Below are 24,398 nucleotides of genomic sequence, written 5' to 3' on the forward strand. Positions count from 1 at the left end.
GCACCCGGCCTTCCCTGCGCCCTCTTGGACGAGAGGGCGGAGAGATCAAGCAAAGCTCGGCTGGATCAGCCGCGAGATCGGGAAGGTGTGCAAATTGGAAATGCATGCTGAGGCGCCATCGCCGACCGCAACGATTGTCATGCATGATCAAGGGCGGCAACGATTGATCGACGGCAGTCGTTGGCGCTAAAACGAGCGCACGCTGGGACGCCTCGGAGGACCGATGACATGGCTGCGCTGAAACTTGCGATCGGCAACAAGAATTACTCGTCATGGTCGATGCGGCCCTGGCTCGCGCTACGGGCCAACGACATTCCTTTCGTGGAGACGCTGATCCCGCTTTACACCGATGATCCCGCCGACAAGGAACAGATCCTGTCATTCAGCCGCGCCGGCAAGGTGCCGGTGTTGGTCGACGGCGACATCACGGTCTGGGATTCGCTCGCGATCATCGAATACATCGCCGAGCGCTATCCGGAAGTGAAGCTGTGGCCCGACGATGTCGCTGCGCGCGCGCATGCGCGCTCGGTGTGCGCCGAGATGCATTCCGGCTTCGCCGCTCTGCGCAACGAATGCGGCATGAACCTGCACCGGCCGATCCGTCCCGTGGCGCTGTCGGCCGACGCCAAGTCCAACATCGCGCGCATCGAGGAGATATGGCGCGAGTGTCGCACCCGCTATGGCGCGACGGGTCCGTTCCTGTTCGGCCGCTTCGGTGCGGCCGACGCCATGTATGCCCCGGTCGTGCATCGCTTCCGCACCTACGCCATCGAGGTGGCGCCCGACACCAAAGCCTACATGGAAACGATGATGGCGTTGCCGGCCTTCCAGGAATGGACGCGTGAGGGGCTCGCCGAAACGCTTCGGATCGCGAAGTTCGAGGACTGACCGGCGCTGGCCGGGGCAGAAGGCTGGTGGCTGGCGGCCATGCCGCCGGAGAGCTGCGACAGCCTGCGACATGCCGCCGAACGAGCGCCGCCGGTGGTATCATCGGCCCGCCGCCTGTCCAGCTATCACCCTGAAATGCCAGCAAAATTTGAGCGTTTGCCATTCCGGCTCGGCGCTGGCCAAAACGGCCGGGCGCGTGCTATACAGCCGCCCGGGTTTCCGGCCGGCCATCGCAGTGGGACACTGGGCGAGGCAGGCGCTGTTTGAGTAATGGAGAGGGTGTTGAAGCACAAATTCCCTGTGGGATCGCGCGTCCTGTTCACGGCCAGCAATGTTGCGCGCCCCGCTGCGAGTGGCTCGTATGAGGTGATCCGCCTGCTGCCGACAGAAGGCGACGACTGCCAGTACCGGATCAAGAGCTCAACCGAAGCCTTCGAGCGCGTCGCCAAGGAAAGCCAGCTCGCGCTCTCCTGAGGCTGCCCGCACCTGCGCATTGGTGCCATCAGGAATTTGTGTCCTGCCGCCGTCAAAAGGCCCGCTTCACCTTCACATGGTGAGTCGGGGCAGTTGCCGACTCGCGGTGCTCGCTTGACCATTCGCTCTTTGCTCGCGTGAGGGGACGCCGCGCATGAACTGGGCATGGGCCACTTCGCTCGAACAAATCTGGATCTCGCCGGCCTTCCCGATGTGGATGACGCTGGCGGCCGCCGGATTTTTCGGATTGATCCTGCTGATCACGCTGATGCGTGCCGACAGGTCGGTCGCCAACGGCGCGCTGACTGTCATTACGCTGCTATCGATCGCGATCGCCGGGGCGGCCACCGTGCGCGTCCAGGGACCGGAAGGGCAGCCCGCTCCAGCCGAAGCGCGCGCGCAAGTGGCGGTGACAGCAAGCCTGCCGGCGCTGTCCTGCCTCGACGATCTCGCCGGCGATGCCGTCGCTGCGGGATGTGAGAAGGCGCTGTTCGGCGCGCCGGATGCCGCCGCTGCGGCCGTCTCCTACACGGCCGCCAGGATTGATCGGCTGACCGCTCTTGGCGACGTCGCCACGGCCGAGCCGGGCCTGACATTGGACATGAAGGTGCTGCGCAAGTCGCTCGAGCGTGATCGCTACGGCCTTGTCGCGCATGTGCTGATCACGCGCGATGGCTGCACGCCGTTCGATTGCGCCGCGTTCCGCTCGCTGACCGACCAGCAGCATGTCGCCGCCAACATGAGCTCTCATCTCTACGACACGCTGATCGCGCGCTATGCGCCGGCCTGGAATGCGCCGGCAGCGGCATCGGGGGTGCCGGTCACCGCCGCCCTTACCGGGCTGCCGCCGTCGCTGCCGACGGGCAAGCCGACCAATGCGGAGTTCCCGAGCGCTTCATCGACGCCGCCGGTGAGCATCATGAATCCAGAGCCGACGGCAACGACGCGGCAGGCGGCGCCCGCCGCAAGTGCCGCGCCGGCCCCGCGTGCGCCCGCCCCGACTTCGGCACATGCTGCAGCGCCTGCGGCACCAGCACCAGCTGCGGCTGCGAAGAAGCCACCGGCACCGAAGGCGGCACGGGCTCCCGCCCCACCGGTTCCGCTCGCGCCTCCGCCGCCAACGACGGCTGCGCCCGCGGCTGCGGATAACGAGTAGATCGGCATTTCCAATGCCCTGCTGCCCGGCTAATGCTTGGGCATGCCGCTACATCTGATCAAGCTCGCCGTCGGCTGCGACTCCGTCAAGGAACTGAAGGAGTGGGTGGCCGAACGGATGCAGACCGCCAAGAAGAAGGGTCTGCCGCAACATCACATCCACATCACCCGCATGGTGCCCAAGCGCGACGCCGAGATCCTGGCGGGCGGATCGCTCTACTGGGTGATCAAGGGCGAGATCGCCGCGCGGGAAAAGATCATCGGAATCGAGCCGTTCCGCGACAAGGACGGCATTGGCCGCTGCCGGATCGTGATGCAGCCGAAGGTGATCTCGGTCTCGCCGCGGCCGATGCGACCGTTCCAGGGCTGGCGCTATCTCACCGACGATTCGGTGCCTGCCGATCTCGGCAAGTCCGCAGCCGGCTCGATCGCGGCGATGCCGGAGCCGATGCGGCGCGAACTGCGCGAGCTCGGTCTGCTCTAAGCATGGTCCCGGAAAAGCGCGCAGCGATTCTCCGAAAAGATCATGCTCAAGCAATAAGCTGCTTCAGACCGCGATATTGTCGATCAGCCGGGTGCTGCCGAGCTTGGCCGCGACCAGGATCCGCAAGGGGCCGTCCTTGCGCGAGGTGACCGGCGCCAGTGTCTGCGCATGGCGGAGCTCGTAATAGTCGAGCGCAAAGCCCGCCGCCTTGATCATCTCGGCGCCGCCGGCCATCGCCGGCGCAATTGAATCGCCGGCACGGATGCGACCGGCGCTCTCCTTCATGGCACGGTAGAGGACCGTGGCGGTCTGACGCTCCTCGGGCGAGAGGTAGACGTTGCGCGAGGACATCGCGAGCCCGTCGCGCTCCCGCACGGTGCGGGAGCCGATCACCTTGACGCCGAGGTCGAGGTCGCGCGCCATCTGTGTCACGACCCGCAACTGCTGGAAATCCTTCTCGCCGAAGATCGCGACGTCCGGCCGGCACTGCGTGAAGAGCTTGCCGACGACGGTGGCGACGCCGCCGAAAAAGTGGGGGCGGAAGCGGTCCTCGAGGCCGGCCAGCGCCGGTCCTTCCGGCACGATGCGGGTGGCAAAGCCCTCCGGGTACATGGCCTCGACGCCCGGGTGCCAGACGATATCGACGTCCTCGGCCGCGAGCTTGGCGATGTCGGCCTTCCAGGTGCGCGGATAGGCGCCGAAATCCTCGGTCGGGGCGAATTGGGTCGGGTTGACGAAGATCGACACCACGACGCGGCTGGCGCGCCGCTTGGCGAGGCGAACCAGCGACACATGTCCGTCATGGAGGGCTCCCATGGTCGGGACCAGCGCGATAGTGGCCTTTCTGCTGCGAAGATTGTCTATGGCGCGTCGGAGTGCGGGGACCGTGCGGACGATCAAGGGGGGTGATGACATCAGGACTCGACAGTGTTGAGAATCGGCGCGGGCGCATCCTGGCGCCCGCCATAACCTTAACAAGGGGCGATGGTGGACGCCATGCATCCGGATGCGGCACAGCATCCCGCGCGACATCGCACTCAGTCTTGGCAAGTGGATGGATCATAGACGAAAGACGGCGACGCGATTCATGATGAAGCCGGGCGCGCTGCCATTTGCATGACCTGTCACGCATTTCACTTGACCGCAGACGCGGTCAACTCGAAGATATTCATTGAGGGTGTTGAGGAGCGCTATGCTTTTGCAGGCTAGCCAAGGCCAATCCGGCTCGGCGCATGTGGTTGTGCTCGGCAACGAGAAGGGCGGCTCCGGAAAGTCGACCACTGCCCTGCATATCGCCGTTGCGCTCCTGAAAGCCGGCCAGCGTGTCGCCACCATCGACCTCGACTGCCGTCAGCAGAGCTTCACCCGCTACATCGACAACCGCGCGGCCTGGGCGCGTCGCACCAAGCTCGACCTGGAACTGCCGGTGCATCGCTGCATCAAGCTCGGCGAGACCATGCAGATCGCGGAGAACGAAAACTCGGAGTTCCAGCAGTTCATGGAAGCCGTCTCGGCGGTCGAGAGCAGCTTCGACTTCATCGTCATCGATACGCCGGGCACCGACAGTTATCTAATGCGGCTTGCGCATTCGATGGCCGATACGCTGGTGACGCCGATCAACGACAGCTTCCTCGATTTCGACGTGCTCGGCACCGTCGATCCCGCCAATTACGCGGTGACCGGCGAGAGCCACTATGCCGAGATGGTCCGCGACGTCAGGCGCAAGCGCCGCCAGCTCGACGGCGCAACCACCGACTGGATCGTCGTGCGCAACCGCCTGTCCATGCTCGGCTCCCGCAACAAACAGCTCGTCGCCGAGGGTCTGAAGGATTTGTCGCTGCGGCTCGGCTTTCGCTACGTCGACGGCTTCGCCGAACGCGTCGTCTACCGCGAATTCTTCCCGCGCGGCCTGACCGCCCTCGACGAGATCGACGAGGCCACACTCGGCATGCGGCCCAATCTCGGCCATCTTACCGCGCGGGAAGAGGTGACGAGCCTGCTGCGCCAGCTCAGGCTGCCGCTTGACGAGCGCGGGCGCCGCCGCGCGGCCAATCGTGCCGAGTGGTTCAGCCAGGTCGACCAGCCGCTAGAGGTCCACGATATCCTCGGCGCTTGAGGCCGGCGGTACGGCGCTACTTCCAGGCGAGCGAGGCGACCGCCTGCCGCGGGAACCCGGCATGCGACCGGCGCGTTTTCATCCCACGTTGACTACGAAATTGAACCCAATCGAGACTGGTTGCGTCGGATGGTAAGCTGCACCTGACGTGGTGGTATGACGATGAGGTGCTCATAAAACGTGTGCGACGCACAATCGAAGGGCTGCGAATTCACACTATTTAGCCTTCCTGTCACGCTGCTGTGACATATATTGGGGAATAGGCGAGAAGGGGCCGAAGAGCTCCGGAAGAACACGATTTTCAACAGGGATTCAGGCCGCCAGGGCCTGAGGCTGAGGACGAAAATGAAGCGTGGAATTGCCGTTCTGGTTTCGGTCAGTGCTCTCTGCGGCATCGCCTATTTCACGGCGAGCAAGTGGGCGATCAAGCACGAGACAGTCACCTTCTACGATGCCTCGCGCGACAATCGTCCGGTGCCCGTCTACGTCGCGGTGCGCCGCGACAAGGAAATGCAGGCCAATGCCGGCATGATCAAGCTGCCGGTTGCCGTGATCAATCATGGCAACACCGTCAAGAATACCGAGTACGGCTTCCTTGCGAACATTTTCGCTGCGCGGGGCTACATGGTCTTGAGCCCGCAGCATGACTTGCCGACTGATCCTCCGATGGTGACAAAACCCGGCGAGCTCTACGTCGGTCGGCTGCCCCAGATTCTGCGCGGTGTCGCCAATATCCATCTCGCGATGCATGAGATGAAGAAGGTTCAACCCAACGCCGACTACGACAGGGTGACGATGGTCGGCCACTCCATGGGGGGCGACATCACGATGTACTTTGCCAAGGAGTATCCGGACGAGGTCAAGCGGGTGGTCACGCTCGACAACCTGCGCGTGCCCTTCGTCACCGCCGGCAAGTTCAAGATCCTCTCGTTCCGCTCCCAGGATCCGCAATTCAAGACCGACGCTGGTGTGCTCCCGACGGACGAGGAATGCGAGAAGGCGGGTATCCAGGTCGTGAAGACCGAATTCCAGCACAACGACATGCGCGACACCGGTCCGGATGTGGCCAAGAGTTCGATCCAGAGCATGCTCGACAAGTTCCTGAGCGCGACCGATAGCGACGTGGCGCCGGTCGACACGCAATCCTCGCCGCCCAAGATCCTCGAGCCTGGTCCGGTCGCCCTGATGGCACCCGCCAAGAGCTGACGCAGAAGAACTGCCGTTACTGCTCGATTGTAACGATCGCTTAAGCCTCCGCTGGCGCCGCCTGCGGAGGCTTTGCACATTGACCGGACGGGATGCGCTGACCACATTATCCCATTACCCAGGGTGCAAGCAGCGATGTCGGGCGAACCCATCAAACCACGCAGTCGCGATGCCGTCAGGGCGCAAGCAGACGGCACGCTTCCGCGTGTGGGGACGTCCACCTCGGAGGACATCGCGGCCTTTGTTGCCAAGGCGCGGGCACTGTCGCCGCATGCACCAGGCGCGAAGGGGCGGCTGATTTTCGCGCTGGATGCGACCATGAGCCGGCAGCCGACCTGGGACATGGCCTGCGCGCTCCAAGCTGAGATGTTTCGCGAGGCCGCGGCTCTCGGCAGTCTCGATATCCGGCTGGTGTATTATCGCGGCTTCAGCGAGTGCCGCGCTACGGGTTGGATCTCCGACAGCACCAAGCTGGCGGCGCTGATGAGCAAGATCGATTGCCGCGGCGGCGATACCCAGATCGGCAAGGTGCTGGGCGAGGCCCGCCGCGAGGCGGTTGCATCCGGCGTCCGGGCCGTGGTCTTTGTCGGCGACGCCATGGAGGAAGAAATCGGCGAGCTCTGCGCAAAGGCTGGCGAGCTTGGCATGCTCAAGGTGCCCGTCTTCATGTTTCAGGAAGGCCATGATCCCATCGCCGAGCAGACCTTTCGCGAGGTCGCGCGTCTGACCGGCGGTGCCTGGTGCCGATTCGATCCGGTGCTGCCGCGCAACTGCGGGAGCTGCTGCGGGCAGCCGCGGCCTATGCGGCGGGCGGACGCGAAGCGCTGCTGCAGCTGGCGAAGAGCGCAAGCGGCGCGGCCAAGCTGATCGGCCAGATGAAGTAGCATCTGGCGCGGCCCGCGACGTCCGTGTCTGCGATGCAATTTGCGCGAAGCGCGACTATATTCCGGCCATGACCCTGATTGCCGGCGCTGTCGCTGTTATCACACTTTACCTGCTGCTCCAGATGTTCCGCTCCGCCAATCCGGCGGCGCTCGCGCGTGTCGTCAAGTTCGGTGGCGGCGTGCTTGCGCTGGCGGTCGCAGCCTTCACGGGTTTGCGCGGCGAACTGGCGGTTGCGATTCCGCTCGGAATTTTTGGCGCCGGGCTACTCGGCTGGACCCCGTTGGCGAATGCCGGCTTCGGCAATGTCGGAGGATTGTTCGGCGGCGGCGCGACGCGCCCGTCCGGTCAGGCCTCGCGGGTGCGCTCGCAATTTCTGGACATGCGGCTCGACCACGATTCCGGCCAGCTTACAGGTCAGATCGTCGCAGGGCCTCACGCCGGGCGCGATCTCGGCGAGTTCGATCTTGCTGGCCTGCTGGAACTGGTCCCGACCTTCGACGGCGAAAGCGTTGCCTTACTTGAAAGCTATCTGGACCGCCGGTTTCCCGCTTGGCGTCAGAACGCGCAGAGCGATGCGGCAGGGGGGCAGCGCCGCACGGCGGCGAGCGGCAAAATGACGGCGGAGGAGGCCTATCAGATCCTTGGCTTGCAGCCGGGAGCGAGTCGCGACGACATCAGCCGGGCGCACAAGTCCCTGATGAAGAAACTCCATCCCGACCAGGGGGGCTCGACGTATCTCGCTGCCCGGGTAAACGAGGCCAAGGATACTCTGCTTCGCACGCATAACGGCTAACTCCGGCACAACGCTACAAACGCCCGTACCGCGTGAGCTCCGTTTGCTCTGTCTTCCGTCGCCCCGATGCCCGCCGTTGCCGGCGTGGTCGATCCCTTGAGCAAAGTCTTAACCGTAAATCCTTGACGAGAGGTTTTCGCGCAGCAGCCGAGGCTTGCGCCGTACCCCCAAAACAAAAATGCCCGCGCAACGCGCGGGCATTTTTTTGAGGAATGGAGGAGATCAGTTGCGCACGGTGATGCAAGAGATCTCGGCGCGCTTTAATGTGCGGCAGACCGCTTCGGCCTGGTCACGCTCGAGGCCGGCGAAGCGGGCACGGTAGAGCTTGCGATTGTCCTTGGCGACAACCGGCTCGGTGAACGGGTCTGCCCTGCTCAGCAGGCCGCGGGCGGAGCTGCGCGCGGCGTCGATGCGCTGCTGAGCTTCGGTCTCGCTCTCGAGCGCTCCGACCTGGACGATCCAGCCGCTGTGAGTGACGGCCGGCTTGGAGTTGGTGCTCATTTGGACCGGGTGTGACGCCGGGTCGGCAGACGCGAGCTTTGGAGCGGCGGGAGCGGGAGCAGCCGCGGTCGCGGCCGGGAGCACCCCAAGGATGCCGTTGCCGGTGCCGAAGCCCGCCGGCTGCCGCGGCAGCTCGGCCCGGACCATCTCGGCCTTCGGCGCTTCCGGCCGGCTCACCGGCTCCGGCCTGTTGATGAGATCGGCCCTGGCGACGACCGCGCCGGAGGTTTCCGCGACCTCGGAGCGGGGCGGGATCGTGCTGGTGACCGGCGGCGCGGCCTGGACGGCGACCTGGGCCGGGGCGGCGGAGGCGACCTTCACGGCGCCGGCCTTGACTTGAACGGTCTTGACGCGAACCGGCTTCATTGGCTCGGAGGAGCCGGGAATGATGGAGAGCGGCTGGCTCGAGATCACGCCGTTGGTGAGCGGCGCTGGCTCGACCTTGGACTCCGTCGGCCGAACTTCGGGCTTGGCAGCTTCAGATCTGGACGGGGCGGGCGGTATTGCGGCAGTCGCAGCGGCCAACGTCGATAGACGTGCGGCAAGGCGCGACGGGGCAGCCTCCGAAGCAGGGGCCGCGACGGCCTGGACCTGCGGGGCGGCGCGGGGTGTATCCGACGCATCGGCGATGGTACTGACGTCGGCGTTGTTGCGCTCGGTAACGGCGGCGACGGTGTGGACGGTTGCGCCCTTCTCGAGGTTCTCCGCGAGAAGGTTGCGCATGATGGCGTCGCGTGAGCCGCCGCTGCGGCCGCCGAGCACGACACCGATCAGGTGTCGGTTGCCGCGACGCATCGAACTGACGAGATTGAAGCCGGAAGCGCGGGTGTAGCCGGTCTTGATGCCGTCCACGCCCTCGACGCTGCCGAGCAGGCGGTTGTGGTTGCGGATCGACTGTCCTCGCCAGTTGAACGTCGAGGTCGCGAAATAACGATAATAGCGGGGGAAGCGCTCCTGAATGGCGCGACCGAGCGTGGCCTGGTCGCGCGCGGTCGTGACCTGCTCGTCATTGGGAAGGCCGTTGGCGTTGCGATAGACCGTCCGGGACATGCCGAGCGAGCGCGCCTTGCGCGTCATCATCTGGGCGAAGTCGTTTTCGTTCCCGGCAATCGCTTCCGCGATCACCACGGCGGCGTCATTGGCTGAGCGGGTGACGAGGCCCTTGATCGCGTCTTCGACGCGAATGGTCTGGCCGGCACGCAGATTCAGCTTGGTCGGATCCTGATCTGCGGCGTGCTGCGAGACGGGCATCTCGGTGTCGAGCTTCAGCTTCCCGGATTCGAGACGCTCGAACAGCAGGTACAGCGTCATGATCTTGGTCAGGGAGGCGGGATGGCGGATTGCGTCAGGGCTTGTTGCCTGGAGCACCGCACCGGAATTGCCGTCGACGATGATGGACGCGAATTTCGGGCTGGAGCTCTCCGACACGTCGCGCTGCACCTTGTGGTGCGTATAATGGCGCCGGTGACGCCGCGCCTCGGCAGCGTCAGTGGTGAGGATGATCGCGGTGGTGACCGTAAGAAGCCCGAAAACGCCAACCCGCGCCCAACGCGAGGAAGACAAGTTTTTACGAAGCATGGAACCCCGTCCCCGTTTCTGACTTGATCACCGGCTCGTGAGGCGAAATTGTGCCCACCGGACCCGGGATCTTTACCTGCTCAGGCCGTCCTTCCGCTGTTGTCCGTCGCGGAGGACGTTGGACCCGAGCCGCTGTTCTGGCTAAGGCGATGTTCTGAAACGGCTTTAGCCGCTCGCGGAAGTGAACACGTCCAGGGAATCAAGGTAGGGGGCCGCGGTTTCCAAAAGCTTAAGGAACTATTGCGGGAAACCTCCGCAATCGCTGCGATTTGCGTCGACATTTGTGCGTTGCACAAAGATTCTTGACTTTTTTGTGCGTTGCACTATTTTTGGGCGTGGTCAGGGAGCCGGGGCTTCCCGACGCGAGCCAGGGAAAAGGATTCCGACATGTTCAAGGTTGAAGATTTTCAGAACTACGGGAAAGAGCAGTTCGAGCAGTGCGTTGCCTCCGCGACCTCGGTGCAGCACGGCCTCCAGGCGATCGCCAGCGCTTATGGCGACTACACTAAGAAGTCGTTCGAAGACACCAAGTCCTTCGTCGAGAAGCTTTCCGGCGTGAAGTCGCTGGACAAGGCCATGGAAGCACAGACCGATTTCGCCCGGTCCGCCTATGAGACCTTCGTTGCGGAATCGCAGAAGATCGCCGGCCTCTACAGCGACCTCGCCAAGCAGGCGTTCAAGCCGGTCGAAACCATCGTGTCGAAGTTCACCCCGGCCGCGAACTGATCCGCTCAACACGCTCCTAGAGCCAAAAGCCCGGCCACACTGGCCGGGTTTTTCGTTTGCGGTGCGGGCTTGGCTTATCTCGCCACGCGCAGCTTGGAAATCTGCGTCAGGATATTCTTGAACGCGTCCGAGGTCTGAGAGGCGCTCGTGATCATCTGGAAGTTCCCATTGGTCGCGCAATCCTGCAGCACCTGAGATTTCGCGTCCGCATTGTTGATGTTGACCTGGATCGTGAAGATCGTGACCGGGTTTGCCGTGTCGGCTTTGATGTTCTGGCAGAGGATCGCCTGGCGGGCGTCGATGCTGGACTGGCTCGTGCTCCAACGGTTCTGGGTATTCAAGCCGTCGGACAGCAGCACAATGTAGTCCTTGTAGACGTAGTTGCTGGCCTTGCTCGGCGCCGAGATCGGCGGATTGGTCGTGCTGAGAGATTGCCATCCCCACGCAAGACCAATGGCCTGGTTGGTATTGCCGCTCGGTACCATCGCCGTGATCTGGTCCTTGAGCGTCTGCCACTGGTTGCTCATCGGAAACACGGTGGCCGGCAGGCAGCCTGACCATTGCTCAGCATAGAACTGCGACGAGGGGGTCCCGCCGCCCGAGCCGGGGGCCGAGTTCTTGGTGTCGTAGTCCTGATCGCGATCGTTGACACAGCCGGTCCAGGTGCTGCGGTCTGGCGCTGCCGCCGCCGTCGCCGCCGTGCCGTCGCCGCGCCAGAGATGGCAGATCTTGCCCGAGCCGCTGCCTGTGCAGGTGCAACTCGTGCTCGATCCGCAGCTTGCGCCCGACCCGGTGGCGGTGGTGTAGCAACCATTGTAGTAGATGCCGGCTTTGCCTGCCCGCTTGTTGCCGCTGTCTACGCTGGGACAGATATATCCAGCGTACGTGCCGGTCGACGGTATCTTACCGTACGGCGCAGCCTTGGCGCCGGGCAGGGTCGCTGGTCGGTCCATGCAGGTGAAGCCGTGGGTGCTCTTCGTGAAGGGGCAATCCGACCCGCCGACCGCTGAATTGAAGGCGCTCGACTTATTGTTCACCAGGATCGGAGGCTCGGCCTCCCATTCGGTCCAGTTGATCCAGGACGCACCTACATTGGTCGTGCCGACGTTGACGTCCTTCGAGAATGGAATGATGGAAATGTAAACGTCGCCCGTCTGCTTGTTGTAGTTCGACAGGGTGTCGATCATGTCCTTCGCCGCGGCTTGCATTGCCGCCATTTTGCCGTTTTGGGCCATCGATCCCGTATTATCCAGGACCATCGCCACCCGCATGCGGGTGTTTCCCCATGCCGCAGTCGAGCTCACGTTGTATCCTAACTTCGGAAACCCCGCGATCTTCATGAAATCGGTAGGCATGGTGCCCGATCCTGTGACCACGATATTGGAGATTCCGCTGGAGTCCTTCGGCGTGTAGCTGGCATGGATATCTGCGGTCGAAACCGTGCCGGTGCGGCCCGTGTAGAGGCCGCTGAAATAGGACTTTGTCTTCTCTTCGATCTGGGATTCCGAGATGACGCCGTTGGTCAGGTCCTTGGAAACCATCAACGCCGCCGAGTCGAGCGCAACCTGCAGCGAGGTACGGGCTTGGACGACGCGGCTGTAATCCACCGCGGCGCCGACGAAACCCAGCACCGGGACCAGCGCTATGGCGAAGATGACGGCGATATTGCCTTGCTCGGCCGCTGCAAAGCGGGCGAGTTGTCGACCAAGGCGGCTGACGAGGGGCAGGCGAGACATGACGATCCCCGAAATCTGTGCTTTGCCTGATTTCGGGGCATGCCTTTGAACGTCAGGTAAATTGAACCGTAGAAATCCGGGGCCATCGCGGGAAAACTGTCGCAGGCCAGTTAATACCCGGGTTCCTGGTCAACACGTTCTAAACACGAGAGCTGGAATTTTTTGTCAAATCGGTCCGGATTGATTAACCTGAGGGGGATCGCCCGGACCGGGAATCGGGCTGCCGCCGCCGCATCGGCCCAGCCTTCGCGTGCTTGCGGCCAGCCTGAGGCGGGCCCATATTGCTGGCGAACAATCCGGCTTGGCCGGATTATCGGGAGCGGCGATCCAACAAAGCGGCGCGCCTGCGCAAGGCCCAAAGGGCGGGCTGCGCGGTCGCCGCCATTCGCTTCCGTGGGGAATTTGAACGCCTGTGCCATGCCGCAATTGACTTTCAGTATTGATCTGCCCGCGCCAGCCGCTGCCGACGCTCCTCGCATGAGCAATGACGAGAACCGTTCGGGCAACCCTTCAGGTCCGAACACCTCGGTGATCACCAAGGTCAAGCCGAAGACCAAGCGCCCGAACCTGTACCGTGTGCTGATCCTGAACGACGACTACACACCGATGGAGTTCGTCGTGCACGTGCTGGAGAAGTTCTTCAACAAGGATGTCGAAGCCGCGACCAAGATCATGCTCCACGTCCATCATCACGGCATCGGCGAGTGCGGCGTGTTCACCTACGAGATCGCCGAGACCAAGGTGACGCAGGTGATGGATTTCGCCCGCAAGCACCAGCATCCGCTGCAATGCGTGATGGAAAAGAAATAGGACGCCTGCGACGGCGCGTTGGTCGAACCCCGCTCTCGTGCGAGTCGCGTGTGATCGTCGCGTGAGGCCCCCCGCGCGAAAGCCCTCGGCCGGCAAACTACGGAATTTTACGCCGGTGCCGCTTCCGCCTAAATCGGAACGGGTTTTGCATCGAAAATACCGCAGGTGTGTCGCCGCCGAGTCGCGGAACCGGTCTTTCGCCGCGATCTTGTATAACTATATGTGACAAAGGTTGTTGTTGCCTGACCGGGCGATCACGACCATGATGGTGGGGGCCATAGAGGACGCGAATGCCGACTTTTTCCCAAAGCCTTGAACAATCCCTGCATCGTGCGCTGGCGATCGCAAATGAGCGTCATCACCAATACGCGACGCTCGAGCATCTCTTGCTCTCTCTGATCGACGACTCCGATGCAGCCGCCGTCATGCGCGCCTGTAGCGTCGATCTCGACAAGCTCCGTACGAGCCTCGTCAACTATCTCGAAACGGAATTCGAGAACCTGGTGACGGATGGTGCCGACGACGCCAAGCCGACCGCCGGGTTTCAGCGCGTGATCCAGCGCGCGGTGATCCACGTGCAGTCGTCCGGTCGCGAAGAGGTGACCGGCGCCAACGTGCTGATCGCGATCTTCGCCGAACGCGAAAGTCATGCGGCGTATTTCCTGCAGGAGCAGGACATGACGCGCTACGACGCGGTCAATTACATCAGCCACGGCATTGCCAAGCGGCCGGGCGTATCCGAGGCGCGACCCGTGCGCGGCGTCGACGAGGAGACGGAGACCAAGGGCAACGAGGACGCCAAGAAGAAGGGCGAGGCGCTCGAGACCTATTGCGTCAACCTGAACAAGAAGGCGCGCGACGGCAAGATCGACCCGGTTATCGGACGCAATTCCGAGATCAACCGCGCCATCCAGGTGCTGTGCCGCCGGCAGAAGAACAATCCGCTGTTCGTGGGCGAAGCCGGTGTCGGCAAGACCGCGATCGCAGAAGGCCTCGCCAAGCGCATCGTTGACAGCGAGGTGCCGGAGGTGCTCGCGGCTGCCACTGTGTTCTCGCTTGACATGGGCACGCTGCTCGCGGGCACGCGCTATCGCGGCGATTTCGAAGAGCGCTTGAAGCAGGTGCTGAAGGAACTCGAGGCGCATCCCAACGCCATCCTGTTCATCGACGAGATTCATACCGTGATTGGTGCGGGTGCGACGTCGGGCGGGGCGATGGATGCCTCGAACCTGCTCAAGCCGGCGCTGGCCTCGGGCACGATCCGCTGCATGGGCTCGACGACCTACAAGGAATACCGCCAGCATTTCGAGAAGGACCGCGCGCTGGTGCGGCGCTTCCAGAAGATCGACATCAACGAGCCGACGGTCGAGGACGCCATCGCGATCCTCAAGGGCCTCAAGCCGTACTTCGAAGACTATCATCGGCTGAAGTACACCAACGAGGCGATCGAGGCTGCGGTGCAGCTTTCCTCTCGCTACATCCACGACCGCAAGCTGCCGGACAAGGCGATCGACGTGATCGACGAGTCGGGCGCGGCGCAGATGCTGGTGGCCGAAAACAAGCGCAAGAAGACCATCGGCATCAAGGAGATCGAGACCACGATCGCCTCGATGGCGCGGATCCCGCCGAAGAGCGTGTCGAAGGACGATGCCGAGGTGCTCAAGCATCTCGAGCAGACCCTGAAGCGCACGGTGTTCGGCCAGGACAGGGCGATCGAGTCGCTCGCGGCCTCGATCAAGCTGGCGCGTGCCGGCCTGCGCGAGCCCGAGAAGCCGATCGGCTGCTACCTGTTCTCGGGTCCGACCGGCGTTGGCAAGACCGAGGTCGCCAAGCAGCTCGCGGCGACGCTCGGAGTCGAGCTCCTGCGCTTCGACATGTCCGAGTATATGGAGCGGCACACCGTGTCGCGCCTGATCGGCGCGCCTCCCGGCTACGTCGGCTTCGACCAAGGCGGCCTGCTCACCGACGGCGTCGACCAGCATCCGCATTGCGTGGTGCTCTTGGACGAGATCGAGAAGGCGCATCCGGACCTCTACAACGTGCTGCTCCAGATCATGGATCACGGACGGCTCACCGACCACAACGGCAAGCAGGTCAACTTCCGTAACGTGATCCTGATCATGACCACGAACGCAGGTGCGGCGGATCTCGCCAAGCAGGCGTTTGGCTTCACGCGCACGAAGCGGGAAGGCGACGACCACGAGGCGATCAACCGGCAGTTCGCGCCGGAATTCCGCAACCGTCTCGATGCCATCGTCTCGTTCGGCCATCTCAGCGTCGAAGTGATCGGAACCGTCGTCGAGAAGTTCGTGCTTCAGCTGGAGGCGCAACTCGGCGATCGTGACGTCACCATCGAACTGTCGGAGCCAGCCAAGGCCTGGCTGGTCCAGCACGGCTACGACGAGCAGATGGGCGCACGTCCGATGGCCCGCGTCATCCAGGAGCACATCAAGAAGCCGCTGGCCGACGAGGTGTTGTTCGGCAAGCTCAAGGGCGGCGGCCACGTCCGCGTCGTTCTCGTCAAGGATGAGGCCGACGAGACCAAGGAGAAGATCGGCTTCGAGTTCGTCGAAGGTCCGGTTACGCCGAAGCAGGAGAAGCTCCCCGGCGCCCGCAAGCGCCCGTCGGGCAAGTCGAAGCCGGGAGGTCCCGGCGGCTCGAAGGGGCCGACCTCCAAGGGGCCGCTGGTCAAGGCCTGATCTGCAAGGGTGACAAATCGAAAAGGCCGGCTGAGAGCCGGCCTTTTTTTGCTTGCGCCGATGGCTGCGCCAGGAGGCCTTACGTTCCGGCCTGCGGTTCGCGCGGCGGCCGCGGCTTCCGCGGTGCGCGCGGTGCTGCGTGGGGGACCGACGGCTGCATCGTCACGATGACCGGATTCGGCTTGTGATCGGTTGCTGCGCCCGTCGCGGCATCGACCCCCATGCCGATGAGGCCGCCTGCGAGGAGGTTGCCGGCGAAGCCGGCGGCTCCGGTGCCAGACACTTCCTTGGTGAGTTGCACCTTTTGCGACTGGTAGCCTTCCTTCTCGAAAGTGATCGTAATGTCGGCGCTGCGCTTGGCGACGATGGCGCATGGCGTGGTGCAGGTGGTGGGCACCTCGAGCCCGCTCACCACGGCTTCCACGCCTGACGGTGTCGATGCGATACTGATGTTCTCGGTCGTGCCGCGCGTGACCGACGCGCAGCCGCCCAGCATGACGCTGAGCGCCACAATTCCAAATGAACGCATGAAATGCCCCTTGTCCCGGCCACACTCAAGCGCAACCGGAGCGCGAGGGCAATAGGTCGTAGGTCCCGATAGTTAAATCTCGCAGCGGTTGTGCACGGAACTGGGATAACCTGGACGTGGCTCCCGCTAGTCTCCCCGCAGACGCTGGTCGTCCTGCACGCGAACGTGCTCGGCCCCCCGTGCGCCCGCAGGAGATAGCCGCAGCATGCTCAGCACCGCGCCGCAGAGCGCAAAGCCGACGCCGGCGAGGAGTGCCAGCCTGGTCCCCTCAACCGGATACCTTCCGAGCAGCAGCGCTACCAGGGCTGCTCCCGTGGTCTGGCCGAGCAGGCGCGCCGTCCCCAGCATGCCGCTGGCGCCGCCGGCGCGCTCGCGCGGCGCGGCCGCGATCATGGTGCGGTTGTTTGGCGTCTGAAACAGGCCGAAGCCGGCACCGGCCAACGCCATCCGCCAGATCACGTCGAATGGCGTGGGGCTTGCGGGCAGGAAGGCGAGCGCGGCGAGGCCGCAGGCGAACAGCGTGAGCCCGATGCCGCCCAGCAGCCCGGCCGGATAATGCTCGACCAGGCGGCCGGCCAGGGGCGCCGCGAACGCCACCGCGATTGGCCATGGCGTGATCAAGAGGCCCATATGCACCGCCGAATAGCCGAAGCGGCTCTGGAGATAGAAGGGGATTGCGACGAAGGCGAGCATCTGCCCGCAGAACGATGCAATCGAGGTGGCAATCGACAATGCGAACACGGGAATGCGCAGCAGATCGAGCGGCAGGAGCGGCGAGGTCATGTGAGTCTCGCGATAGATCAGCAGCGCACCCGCGACGAGAGCGATTGCGAACTGCACGAGCCAGGTGATCGCAGGCGCGCCATGGCCGACGCTGTCGATTGCGGCGATGCCGACGCCGAACGTGATCGCCGACAGGCCCGCACTTTGCCAGTCAAAGCGACGGCTGGCCGGTTTGGTGTGCGGCAGGCTGCGCAGGCCCAGCACCAGCGTCGCTGCACCGAGCGGCACGTTGATGGCAAACAGCCATGGCCAGCTTCCGACGGCGAGGATGCCGGCGGCGAGCGTCGGTCCGACCGCAGCCGAAAAGGCGACGACGAGAGCGTTGAGCCCGATGCCGCGGCCGAGCTGGCTGCGGGGATAGGTGAAACGCACCAGCGCCGCATTGACGCTCATGATGCCCGCAGCGCCAAAACCTTGGATGACGCGTGCGAAGGTCAGCATCGGCAGCGTATCTGCCAGTGCGCAGAAGGCGGATGCCAGCGTGAAGAGCACCAGCCCGACCAGATAGACGCGGCGATAACCAACGACCTCGCCGAGCGAAGCCAGCGGCAGCAGCGCGATCGTGATCGCGAGCTGGTAGCCGTTGACGATCCAGATGGAGAAGGCCGGGCTTGCATCCAGGTCGGCCGCGATGGTCGGCAGCGCAACATTGGCGATGGCGCTGTCGACCACCGCCATGATGATGCCGAGCGCAATGGTCAGCACCGCCCAGTTGCGCTGCGGCTGCGGAAGTCCGTCGGCATGCTCGATCGGTGCGGACGACATCGAAGGCGTGTTCGGTTGAGATGCGGTTGCTGGTCCGCAACTTGGCCCGAGCCGGGAAGGTTCCAGCCTGAGCCATAGCCATCTCCGCCCTATTTCGGCTTCCGCAGCTCCTGAATCGCCCTGAGATAGCTCACCACGCCCTCGGCGTCGTCGCGGCCGAACCGCGCCGTCGGCATGAAGCGGTGAATGCTGCTGTAGCCGTCCTGCAGGCGTTGCAAGAAATCGGGGTCGTAGAGTTTGTTCTCGCCGAGGTTCCGGAAAGGCGGTGCCAGTTCGTTCGGGCTGGTGCCCGACCTGCCGACCGCATGGCACTGCGCGCACATCTGCTGCAGCAACGCCTCAGCGCGCCGCTGTTCGGCGTCCAGAGCTTGACTACTGGTGCTCCAGAGAACGCCGACCGCTAGCAGCGCCGGTGCGAGGCAATTCATCGTTCTTGTCCATCGTTCTGGCGCTAGCATCCCGTTGCCCGAACGCTCACCTCTTCATAGAGCACAGTGAACAGAACCTTCGTGGCAAATCGGCGCATCGCGAGACTCTCGAGCGCGCAGCGTGCCAGAGCCGATTCAAGCGGGCTTGACGCAGCTCAACACATCTTACACCGCCGGCGGATTGCGCTCGGTGAAAGTCACGCGCTGGTGCCAATAGGGGTAAGGCAGCGTCACCTTGCTCGCGGCGTCGAGCTTTGCGATCTGGTCCTTGGTCAACGACCAGCCGACTGCGCCGAGATTTTCGCGCAGCTGGGTCTCGTTGCGCGCGCCGATGATCAGCGTCGAGACTGTGGGGCGCTGGAGCAGCCAGTTCAGCGCGATCTGCGAGACGCTCTTGCCCGTTTCCTTCGCGATTTCATCGATGGCGTCGACGACCTGATAGACATGCTCGTCCGGCACGGGCGGGCCGAACTCGGCCGTCTTGGGCAGTCGGCTGACTTCCGGCTTCGGCTGGCCACGGCGAATCTTCCCGGTGAGGCGGCCCCATCCGAGCGGCGACCAGACCACTGCACCCAAGCCTTGGTCGAGCCCGAGCGGCATCAGCTCCCATTCGTAGTCGCGTCCGATCAGCGAGTAGTACGTCTGGTTGGCGACGTAGCGCGGAAAACCGTGCCTGTCCGCGACGGCCAGCGACTTCATCAGGTGCCAGCCCGAGAAATTCGAGACGCCGACATAGCGAACCTTGCCGGCACGGACGAGCACGTCGAGGGTGGCGAGCACCTCTTCAGGCGGGGTGAACGCGTCGAAGCCATGGAGCTGGAACAGATCAATGTAGTCGGTGCCGAGCCGGCTCAACGACCCATCGACGGCAGCCAGCAGATGTTGGCGTGACGAGCCAATGTCGTTCGGACCGTCGCCGAAGCGGAACGTCGCCTTGCTGGAAATCAGAACCTTGTCGCGGCGCCCCTTGATGGCTTGCCCGAGCACCCGCTCGGATTCGCCGAGCGAGTAGACGTTCGCGGTGTCGAACATCGACACGCCGGCCTCGAGGCAGATGTCCAGAAGGCGCCGCGCCTCGGTCGCGTCCGTAGCCCCCCACGCGGCGAGGCGGCCGACGCCGCCGAAGGTGCCGGTTCCAAGACTCAAAGCAGGCACCATCAGGCCCGAACGGCCCAGGCGTCGGTGTTCCATTGATCTGCTCCACGGCTGAACGACTGGCTGCTGCACGCTGTTCTGATGCCGGATGGTAGCGCAGGCCTTCAGCCCGGACTATTGCGCACTCACATGGCGGCCCTGCGTTGCGCCGTCTTGTTACGCCGTTGTGCTCGGCGAGCGAGCACCCGTGGTCGTCACCGCATCCAGACCTCAGCGAGAAAGGTCATCAAGGAGCCGGAGCACGTCCACCGACGCCTCTTCGACGAGCGAGATCTCCCTGAGGGCTCCGGCAAGGTCGCCGTCTGCGAAGAGCTTCGCGGCCCGTTTTCCGTGGTCGTGAACGAGGGCGTGCGGCTTCTCGAGCGGTCCGAATGCCCGGTGATTGCGCATCGCCAGAGAGCCATCGCCGTAGTACCATTTGCCCAATCGGCAGGAATGATGATCGGCAAGTTCGTCGGCCTTGAGCGTTGCGCGGCCGATTGCCATGTCTGCGAGGCGCTTCTTCCAGATGACGTGGTCCGCCTTGGCGAGCCGGGGAATCTTGTTGTCGAAGGACAGGCCGGAAATGCCCTGAAGTTGTTTTCCAGCGATTCCCTGGGCGACGTCGAGCTGCGACGAAATCTTCTTGATCTGCTCGACGTTCGCCAGCGTCATCTGGGCGATCGCGGCGATGCCCTCGGCCACTTCCCGGGAGGCATCGGTTTGCTGATTGAGGATGCTGGCGATCTCGTCCATGCCGCCGGTCAGGGTGATTGTCCGATTTTCGACGTTGGACATCTCCTCGCCCAACTGCGTGACGACGCCCTTGCTCTCGGCAGCCGCCGACTTGCAATCGGACATGGCGGTCACGATCAAGTCGACTTCGTCTCTCAGGCGCTGGATCCGCTCGCGGATGTCTTCCGTCGCCCTGCCGGTCTGCTGCGACAGTCCCTTGACCTCGGATGCGACCACGGCAAAGCCGCGTCCGGCTTCTCCAGCGCGTGCGGCTTCGATCGTTGCATTCAGCGCCAAGAGATTGGTCTGCCTGGCGATCGCATCGATCGACCCTACGATGGCGCCAATTTCTTCGGACGCCGCACTGAGTGCCAGGACCTTGTCCGACGCGTCGTTCGCAGTCGCCTCGACCCGCTCCATCGCCTTGGATGCGAGCCGGACCGTGGACATTCCCTGTTCTGCGCCAGCTCTCATTTGCGCGGCGTTTGCAGCTGCATCTTCTGCGTTCGATCTGATCTGTCCCACCGAAGCGACCATCTCCTCGCTGGCGGCGGCGAGCGCCTGCGTACGCTGGTCGACATCCCGGCAAGCGGTGAGCATTCGGGCTGCGGAGATCGCGGTTTCATTGCTCTGGACGTTGATATCGACGATGGCGTCCAGCTTGTTCGACGCGTCTTCGGCCAATCTGGCCGCGAGATTTGCGACGGCCTTGGACAGGCGGTCTTCTCCCTTGCAGCCAGGCGCGAGAAAATTGCCCTCGGTCAAGGCCTCGATATACTCTGCCAGAGCCTCGTCACGGGCTTGCAGCATCGTCAACTGGTCCGGCGCTGTGAGAGATCCCTCCAGAGCAACGATCGAACGTTTGCGATTGGCGCTGGAGAACATGGACATGCGGCTTTCCGACGAAGCTTGGTAGAGAGGCCCGAAGTCAATTTAGGCACTGATACTAAACAGCTGGTAAGCTTTCCTATCGGAATTCTGCAAACGGCTGGCGTTTGGCTGCGTTGTTGCCCGAGAGATGCGTGGCGTAGTGCGCCACGGCATCTGCCATCGTACCGAGGTCGCCAGGGCACCTCCTGACGGATCTCAGTGCCGCAACTGGCTCTGCCGGAAGTCGCGTGGAGACATTCCGAAACGCTCGCGGAAGACGCGGCCGAAATGCGAGAGGTCGTTGAAGCCCCAGGCGAAGGCGATCTCGCTGATGTGGCGATGGGCGAGCACGGGTGAGGCGAGATCACGCCGGCATCGGGCCAGGCGTTCGGCAAGAACATAACGCTGGAAAGAGGTGTCCTCGTCGGCGAGAAGGTGGTTGACGTAGCGCGGCGAGATGCCAAGCGCGGCGGCGGTCTCCGCGAGCGAGAGGTTGGAATCGGCGAGGTGCGCGCGGATTTGCGCCTTCAGTCGAAAGAGCAGGGCCGAGCGGTGGGTCGAGGACGGTAACGATGTTCTGCCGAGCCGCTCACTCAATGCCATCGCAAGCAGATCAACGGCCTGCTCCGACAGCGCGTCGGCGGTATCCGGGGGCATCCCGTCCGCGGTTTGGCAAAGGCGAAAGATGAAATCATAGGCGAGCCGCTCGAGCGGCGCGTGGGCGCCGAACGAGATCGCGGTCAGCATCTCGGTGCCCGCCAGCCGGCGATGCAGCATCTCGCGCGGCACCTTGAAGATGCTCTGGGTGAAGACGTCCTTGAACTTCAGCTCATACGGACGCGTGGTGTCGTACAGCGCGAACTCGCCGGGGTGAATCACGGTCTCGCGGCCGTCCTGCACCACGGCGCCGTTGCCCCGATTGCCGAGCGCGATGAGCACGAAATCCTGATCCGAGCGGGCGATGCGCGAGGGCGTGCGGAAGACGTGCTGGCGGTCGGAGCAGACCTCGGAGCACACCGCCTTGCCGAGCGAAGCCTGGGTAACCGAGCCGTGGAAGGCACTGCCGAGGTCCGACTTGCAATCGAGCCCGACGAAGACGTCGCAGACGATGTTCTGCCAGAGGGCTAGCCGCCGATGGCCGGGGCTGCCGTCTGTCGTGAACTGGATCGGCATTTGGAGAGCCTCCCTTTCACATCCTGCAATTGGCTTGGGACGCCAACCGAAGCAAATCCCGTACCGGCCGGCGTCGCGTCCAGTCGAGTTTTTGTTCCGCCGCGGTCGAGCGCCTGCCTCTCCGGCTTGCCAAATAGACTGCATCGGACGTGGCTTGCGATCAACCGGCAATGGAGGCGGCAATGGGCATCGAACATCCGAAATACAAGGTGGCGGTGGTGCAGGCGGCGCCGGCCTGGCTCGACCTCGACGCCTCGATCGACAAGTCCATCGGCCTGATCAAGGAGGCCGCGGACAAGGGCGCCAAGCTGATCGCCTTTCCGGAGGCCTTCATCCCCGGTTACCCCTGGCATATCTGGATGGACTCGCCGGCCTGGGCGATCGGCCGCGGCTTCGTCCAGCGCTATTTCGACAATTCGCTCTCCTACGACAGTCCCCAGGCCGAGCGGCTGCGTGATGCCGTGCGCCAGGCCAAGCTCACCGCCGTGATCGGCCTGTCCGAACGCGACGGCGGCAGCCTTTACCTGGCGCAATGGTCGATCGGGCCCGACGGCGAAACCATTGCCAAGCGCCGCAAGCTGCGGCCGACCCATGCCGAGCGCACCGTCTATGGCGAAGGCGACGGCAGCGATCTGGCCGTACATGCCCGGCCCGACATCGGTCGCTTGGGCGCGCTGTGCTGCTGGGAGCATCTTCAGCCCTTGTCGAAGTACGCGATGTACGCCCAGAACGAGCAGGTCCACGTCGCGGCCTGGCCGAGCTTCTCGCTCTACGATCCCTTCGCCCCGGCGCTCGGCGCCGAGGTCAACAACGCTGCCTCGCGCGTCTATGCGGTGGAGGGCTCCTGCTTCGTGCTCGCGCCTTGCGCGACGGTGTCGCAGGCCATGATCGACGAACTCTGCGATCGGCCCGATAAGCATGCGCTGCTGCATGCCGGCGGAGGCTTTGCCGCGATCTATGGCCCCGACGGCAGCCAGATCGGCGAGAAGCTGGCGCCGGATCAGGAGGGCCTGCTGATCGCCGAGATTGATCTGGGCGCCATCGGTGTTGCCAAGAACGCGGCAGATCCCGCCGGTCATTATTCACGGCCGGATGTGACGCGGTTGCTGCTCAACAAGAAGAGGTCCCAGCGCGTCGAGCAATTTGCGTTGCCCGTCGACACCGTTGAGCCCACTGATATCGCCGCGGCGGCGAACTGACCAAGGAGCGCGAGACGACCCGCCGTCGCCGCTATGCGGCGCAATGGCCGAGCAGCTCAGGATGTGCGGCGCAGATGTGGTGCGCGCCGGCATCGCGAAGCTCGGCCTCGCTGCCGTAGCCATAGAGTACGCCGATGGCGGTCATGCCGTTGCTCCTGGCTCCGACCACGTCATGGCTGCGGTCGCCGATCATGATCGCACCGGCGGGATTGATCTTGATCTCCTCGATCGCGTAGCGGAGCAGGTCGCGCTTGTCGACGCGGGTCCCGTCGAGCTCGGAGCCGAATACGCGCTCGAAATACGGTTTCAGGCCGAAATGATCGACGATGCGGGTGGCGTAGACGGCGGGCTTGCTGGTCGCGACGAACATGCGCTGGCCCGTCGCTGCGAGCGACGTCAATGTGTCCGCAATTCCGCTGTAGGCCTCGTTCTCGAACAGGCCGATATCGCTGAAGCGCTCGCGATAGAGCAGCAGCGCCCGGTCGGCGAGCTCATCGGTTCCCGTGAGTTTTCTGAGGCTCGCAAGCAGCGGAGGGCCGATGCACCAGGTCAGTTCGTCCTCGTTCGGCACCGGAACGCCGAGCCGCTCCAGTGCGTATTGAATCGAGCGGGTGATCCCCGGCTTGGGGTTGGTCAGCGTGCCGTCGAGATCAAAAAAGATTGTCACCATGGGACCGGGACCTGCGTTGATACTGCCGGTCGTTGCTAGTTGGCTGGGGTTCCAAGTCAAG

22 protein-coding genes and 1 pseudogene are annotated in these 24,398 nt (G+C 63.9%); 13 read left to right on the forward strand and 10 right to left on the reverse strand.

What is annotated here, in order from left to right; all coding sequences use genetic code 11:
- The 5 genes from K408_RS43120 to K408_RS0124010 form a co-directional block, all read left to right on the forward strand.
- A partial coding sequence (locus K408_RS43120) for a hypothetical protein (RefSeq protein WP_210164261.1) occupies window positions 1-190 on the forward strand: 190 nt, incomplete at its 5' end.
- Between the two features lie 38 nt (window positions 191-228).
- Complete coding sequence (locus K408_RS0123995; RefSeq protein WP_024341040.1) at window positions 229-888, forward strand: glutathione S-transferase family protein; 660 nt, start codon at window positions 229-231, stop codon at window positions 886-888.
- A gap of 270 nt (window positions 889-1,158) precedes the next feature.
- On the forward strand, window positions 1,159-1,362 hold the full coding sequence (locus K408_RS0124000) for a hypothetical protein (RefSeq protein ID WP_029674288.1): 204 nt from the start codon (window positions 1,159-1,161) through the stop codon (window positions 1,360-1,362).
- A 154-nt stretch (window positions 1,363-1,516) separates the two neighbouring features.
- Entirely contained in the window at window positions 1,517-2,518 is a 1,002-nt protein-coding gene (locus K408_RS0124005) for a hypothetical protein (protein ID WP_024341042.1), read from the forward strand.
- A gap of 42 nt (window positions 2,519-2,560) precedes the next feature.
- Window positions 2,561-3,001, forward strand: a complete 441-nt coding sequence (locus K408_RS0124010; RefSeq protein WP_024341043.1) for a DUF1489 family protein — start codon at window positions 2,561-2,563, stop codon at window positions 2,999-3,001.
- Between the two features lie 63 nt (window positions 3,002-3,064).
- Here the strand turns inward: K408_RS0124010 and panC are convergent, their stop codons facing one another.
- Window positions 3,065-3,916, reverse strand: a complete 852-nt coding sequence (panC, locus tag K408_RS0124015) for a pantoate--beta-alanine ligase (RefSeq protein WP_024341044.1) — start codon at window positions 3,914-3,916, stop codon at window positions 3,065-3,067.
- Between the two features lie 277 nt (window positions 3,917-4,193).
- On the opposite strand from panC, the gene K408_RS0124020 reads away from it, so the two are divergent.
- The 4 genes and pseudogenes from K408_RS0124020 (at window position 4,194) to K408_RS0124035 (ending at window position 8,001) form a co-directional block, all read left to right on the forward strand.
- Window positions 4,194-5,117 carry a division plane positioning ATPase MipZ gene (locus K408_RS0124020; RefSeq protein WP_024341045.1) on the forward strand — a complete coding sequence of 308 codons (924 nt, stop codon included), beginning with the start codon at window positions 4,194-4,196 and terminating at the stop codon, window positions 5,115-5,117.
- A 345-nt stretch (window positions 5,118-5,462) separates the two neighbouring features.
- Window positions 5,463-6,323, forward strand: coding sequence for an alpha/beta fold hydrolase (locus K408_RS0124025; RefSeq protein WP_024341046.1), 861 nt, complete (start codon window positions 5,463-5,465; stop codon window positions 6,321-6,323).
- A gap of 135 nt (window positions 6,324-6,458) precedes the next feature.
- A pseudogene (locus tag K408_RS38610) lies at window positions 6,459-7,207 on the forward strand (VWA domain-containing protein).
- Window positions 7,208-7,275: 68 nt separating this feature from the next.
- On the forward strand, window positions 7,276-8,001 hold the full coding sequence (locus tag K408_RS0124035; protein WP_024341047.1) for a DnaJ domain-containing protein: 726 nt from the start codon (window positions 7,276-7,278) through the stop codon (window positions 7,999-8,001).
- Between the two features lie 222 nt (window positions 8,002-8,223).
- Here the strand turns inward: K408_RS0124035 and K408_RS0124040 are convergent, their stop codons facing one another.
- The gene (locus tag K408_RS0124040; RefSeq protein WP_024341048.1) at window positions 8,224-10,080 is read right to left on the reverse strand and encodes a D-alanyl-D-alanine carboxypeptidase; all 1,857 of its coding nucleotides are present in this window, start codon (window positions 10,078-10,080) and stop codon (window positions 8,224-8,226) included.
- Window positions 10,081-10,467: 387 nt separating this feature from the next.
- Between K408_RS0124040 and K408_RS0124045 the strand changes: the two genes are divergently transcribed.
- Complete coding sequence (locus K408_RS0124045; protein ID WP_024341049.1) at window positions 10,468-10,806, forward strand: phasin family protein; 339 nt, start codon at window positions 10,468-10,470, stop codon at window positions 10,804-10,806.
- Between the two features lie 74 nt (window positions 10,807-10,880).
- Here K408_RS0124045 and K408_RS0124050 read toward each other — a convergent pair whose 3' ends face one another.
- Complete coding sequence (locus tag K408_RS0124050) at window positions 10,881-12,542, reverse strand: TadE/TadG family type IV pilus assembly protein (RefSeq protein ID WP_024341050.1); 1,662 nt, start codon at window positions 12,540-12,542, stop codon at window positions 10,881-10,883.
- Window positions 12,543-13,019: 477 nt separating this feature from the next.
- On the opposite strand from K408_RS0124050, the gene clpS reads away from it, so the two are divergent.
- The gene (gene clpS, locus K408_RS0124055; protein ID WP_024341051.1) at window positions 13,020-13,352 is read left to right on the forward strand and encodes an ATP-dependent Clp protease adapter ClpS; all 333 of its coding nucleotides are present in this window, start codon (window positions 13,020-13,022) and stop codon (window positions 13,350-13,352) included.
- 290 nt (window positions 13,353-13,642) lie between these two features.
- Entirely contained in the window at window positions 13,643-16,051 is a 2,409-nt protein-coding gene (gene clpA / locus K408_RS0124060; RefSeq protein ID WP_024341052.1) for an ATP-dependent Clp protease ATP-binding subunit ClpA, read from the forward strand.
- Window positions 16,052-16,130: 79 nt separating this feature from the next.
- Here clpA and K408_RS0124065 read toward each other — a convergent pair whose 3' ends face one another.
- The 6 genes from K408_RS0124065 to K408_RS0124090 form a co-directional block, all read right to left on the reverse strand.
- On the reverse strand, window positions 16,131-16,580 hold the full coding sequence (locus tag K408_RS0124065; RefSeq protein WP_024341053.1) for a hypothetical protein: 450 nt from the start codon (window positions 16,578-16,580) through the stop codon (window positions 16,131-16,133).
- A gap of 126 nt (window positions 16,581-16,706) precedes the next feature.
- On the reverse strand, window positions 16,707-18,128 hold the full coding sequence (locus K408_RS38615; RefSeq protein WP_051160700.1) for an MFS transporter: 1,422 nt from the start codon (window positions 18,126-18,128) through the stop codon (window positions 16,707-16,709).
- Between the two features lie 89 nt (window positions 18,129-18,217).
- On the reverse strand, window positions 18,218-18,556 hold the full coding sequence (locus tag K408_RS0124075; RefSeq protein ID WP_024341055.1) for a c-type cytochrome: 339 nt from the start codon (window positions 18,554-18,556) through the stop codon (window positions 18,218-18,220).
- Window positions 18,557-18,721: 165 nt separating this feature from the next.
- The gene (locus K408_RS0124080; protein ID WP_024341056.1) at window positions 18,722-19,747 is read right to left on the reverse strand and encodes an aldo/keto reductase; all 1,026 of its coding nucleotides are present in this window, start codon (window positions 19,745-19,747) and stop codon (window positions 18,722-18,724) included.
- 174 nt (window positions 19,748-19,921) lie between these two features.
- The gene (locus tag K408_RS0124085; protein ID WP_024341057.1) at window positions 19,922-21,316 is read right to left on the reverse strand and encodes a methyl-accepting chemotaxis protein; all 1,395 of its coding nucleotides are present in this window, start codon (window positions 21,314-21,316) and stop codon (window positions 19,922-19,924) included.
- Between the two features lie 195 nt (window positions 21,317-21,511).
- Window positions 21,512-22,468, reverse strand: a complete 957-nt coding sequence (locus K408_RS0124090; RefSeq protein ID WP_024341058.1) for an AraC-like ligand-binding domain-containing protein — start codon at window positions 22,466-22,468, stop codon at window positions 21,512-21,514.
- 182 nt (window positions 22,469-22,650) lie between these two features.
- Here K408_RS0124090 and K408_RS0124095 point away from each other — a divergent pair, with 182 nt between their 5' ends.
- Window positions 22,651-23,667, forward strand: coding sequence for a carbon-nitrogen hydrolase family protein (locus K408_RS0124095; protein ID WP_024341059.1), 1,017 nt, complete (start codon window positions 22,651-22,653; stop codon window positions 23,665-23,667).
- Between the two features lie 31 nt (window positions 23,668-23,698).
- On the opposite strand, the gene K408_RS0124100 is transcribed toward K408_RS0124095, so the two are convergent.
- Window positions 23,699-24,337: an HAD family hydrolase gene (locus K408_RS0124100; protein WP_024341060.1), complete on the reverse strand. Its 639-nt coding sequence runs from the start codon at window positions 24,335-24,337 to the stop codon at window positions 23,699-23,701.
- Between the last annotated feature and the right edge of the window lie 61 nt (window positions 24,338-24,398).

Source organism: Bradyrhizobium sp. in8p8 (assembly GCF_000426845.1).
Taxonomy (GTDB): domain Bacteria; phylum Pseudomonadota; class Alphaproteobacteria; order Rhizobiales; family Xanthobacteraceae; genus Bradyrhizobium; species Bradyrhizobium japonicum_C.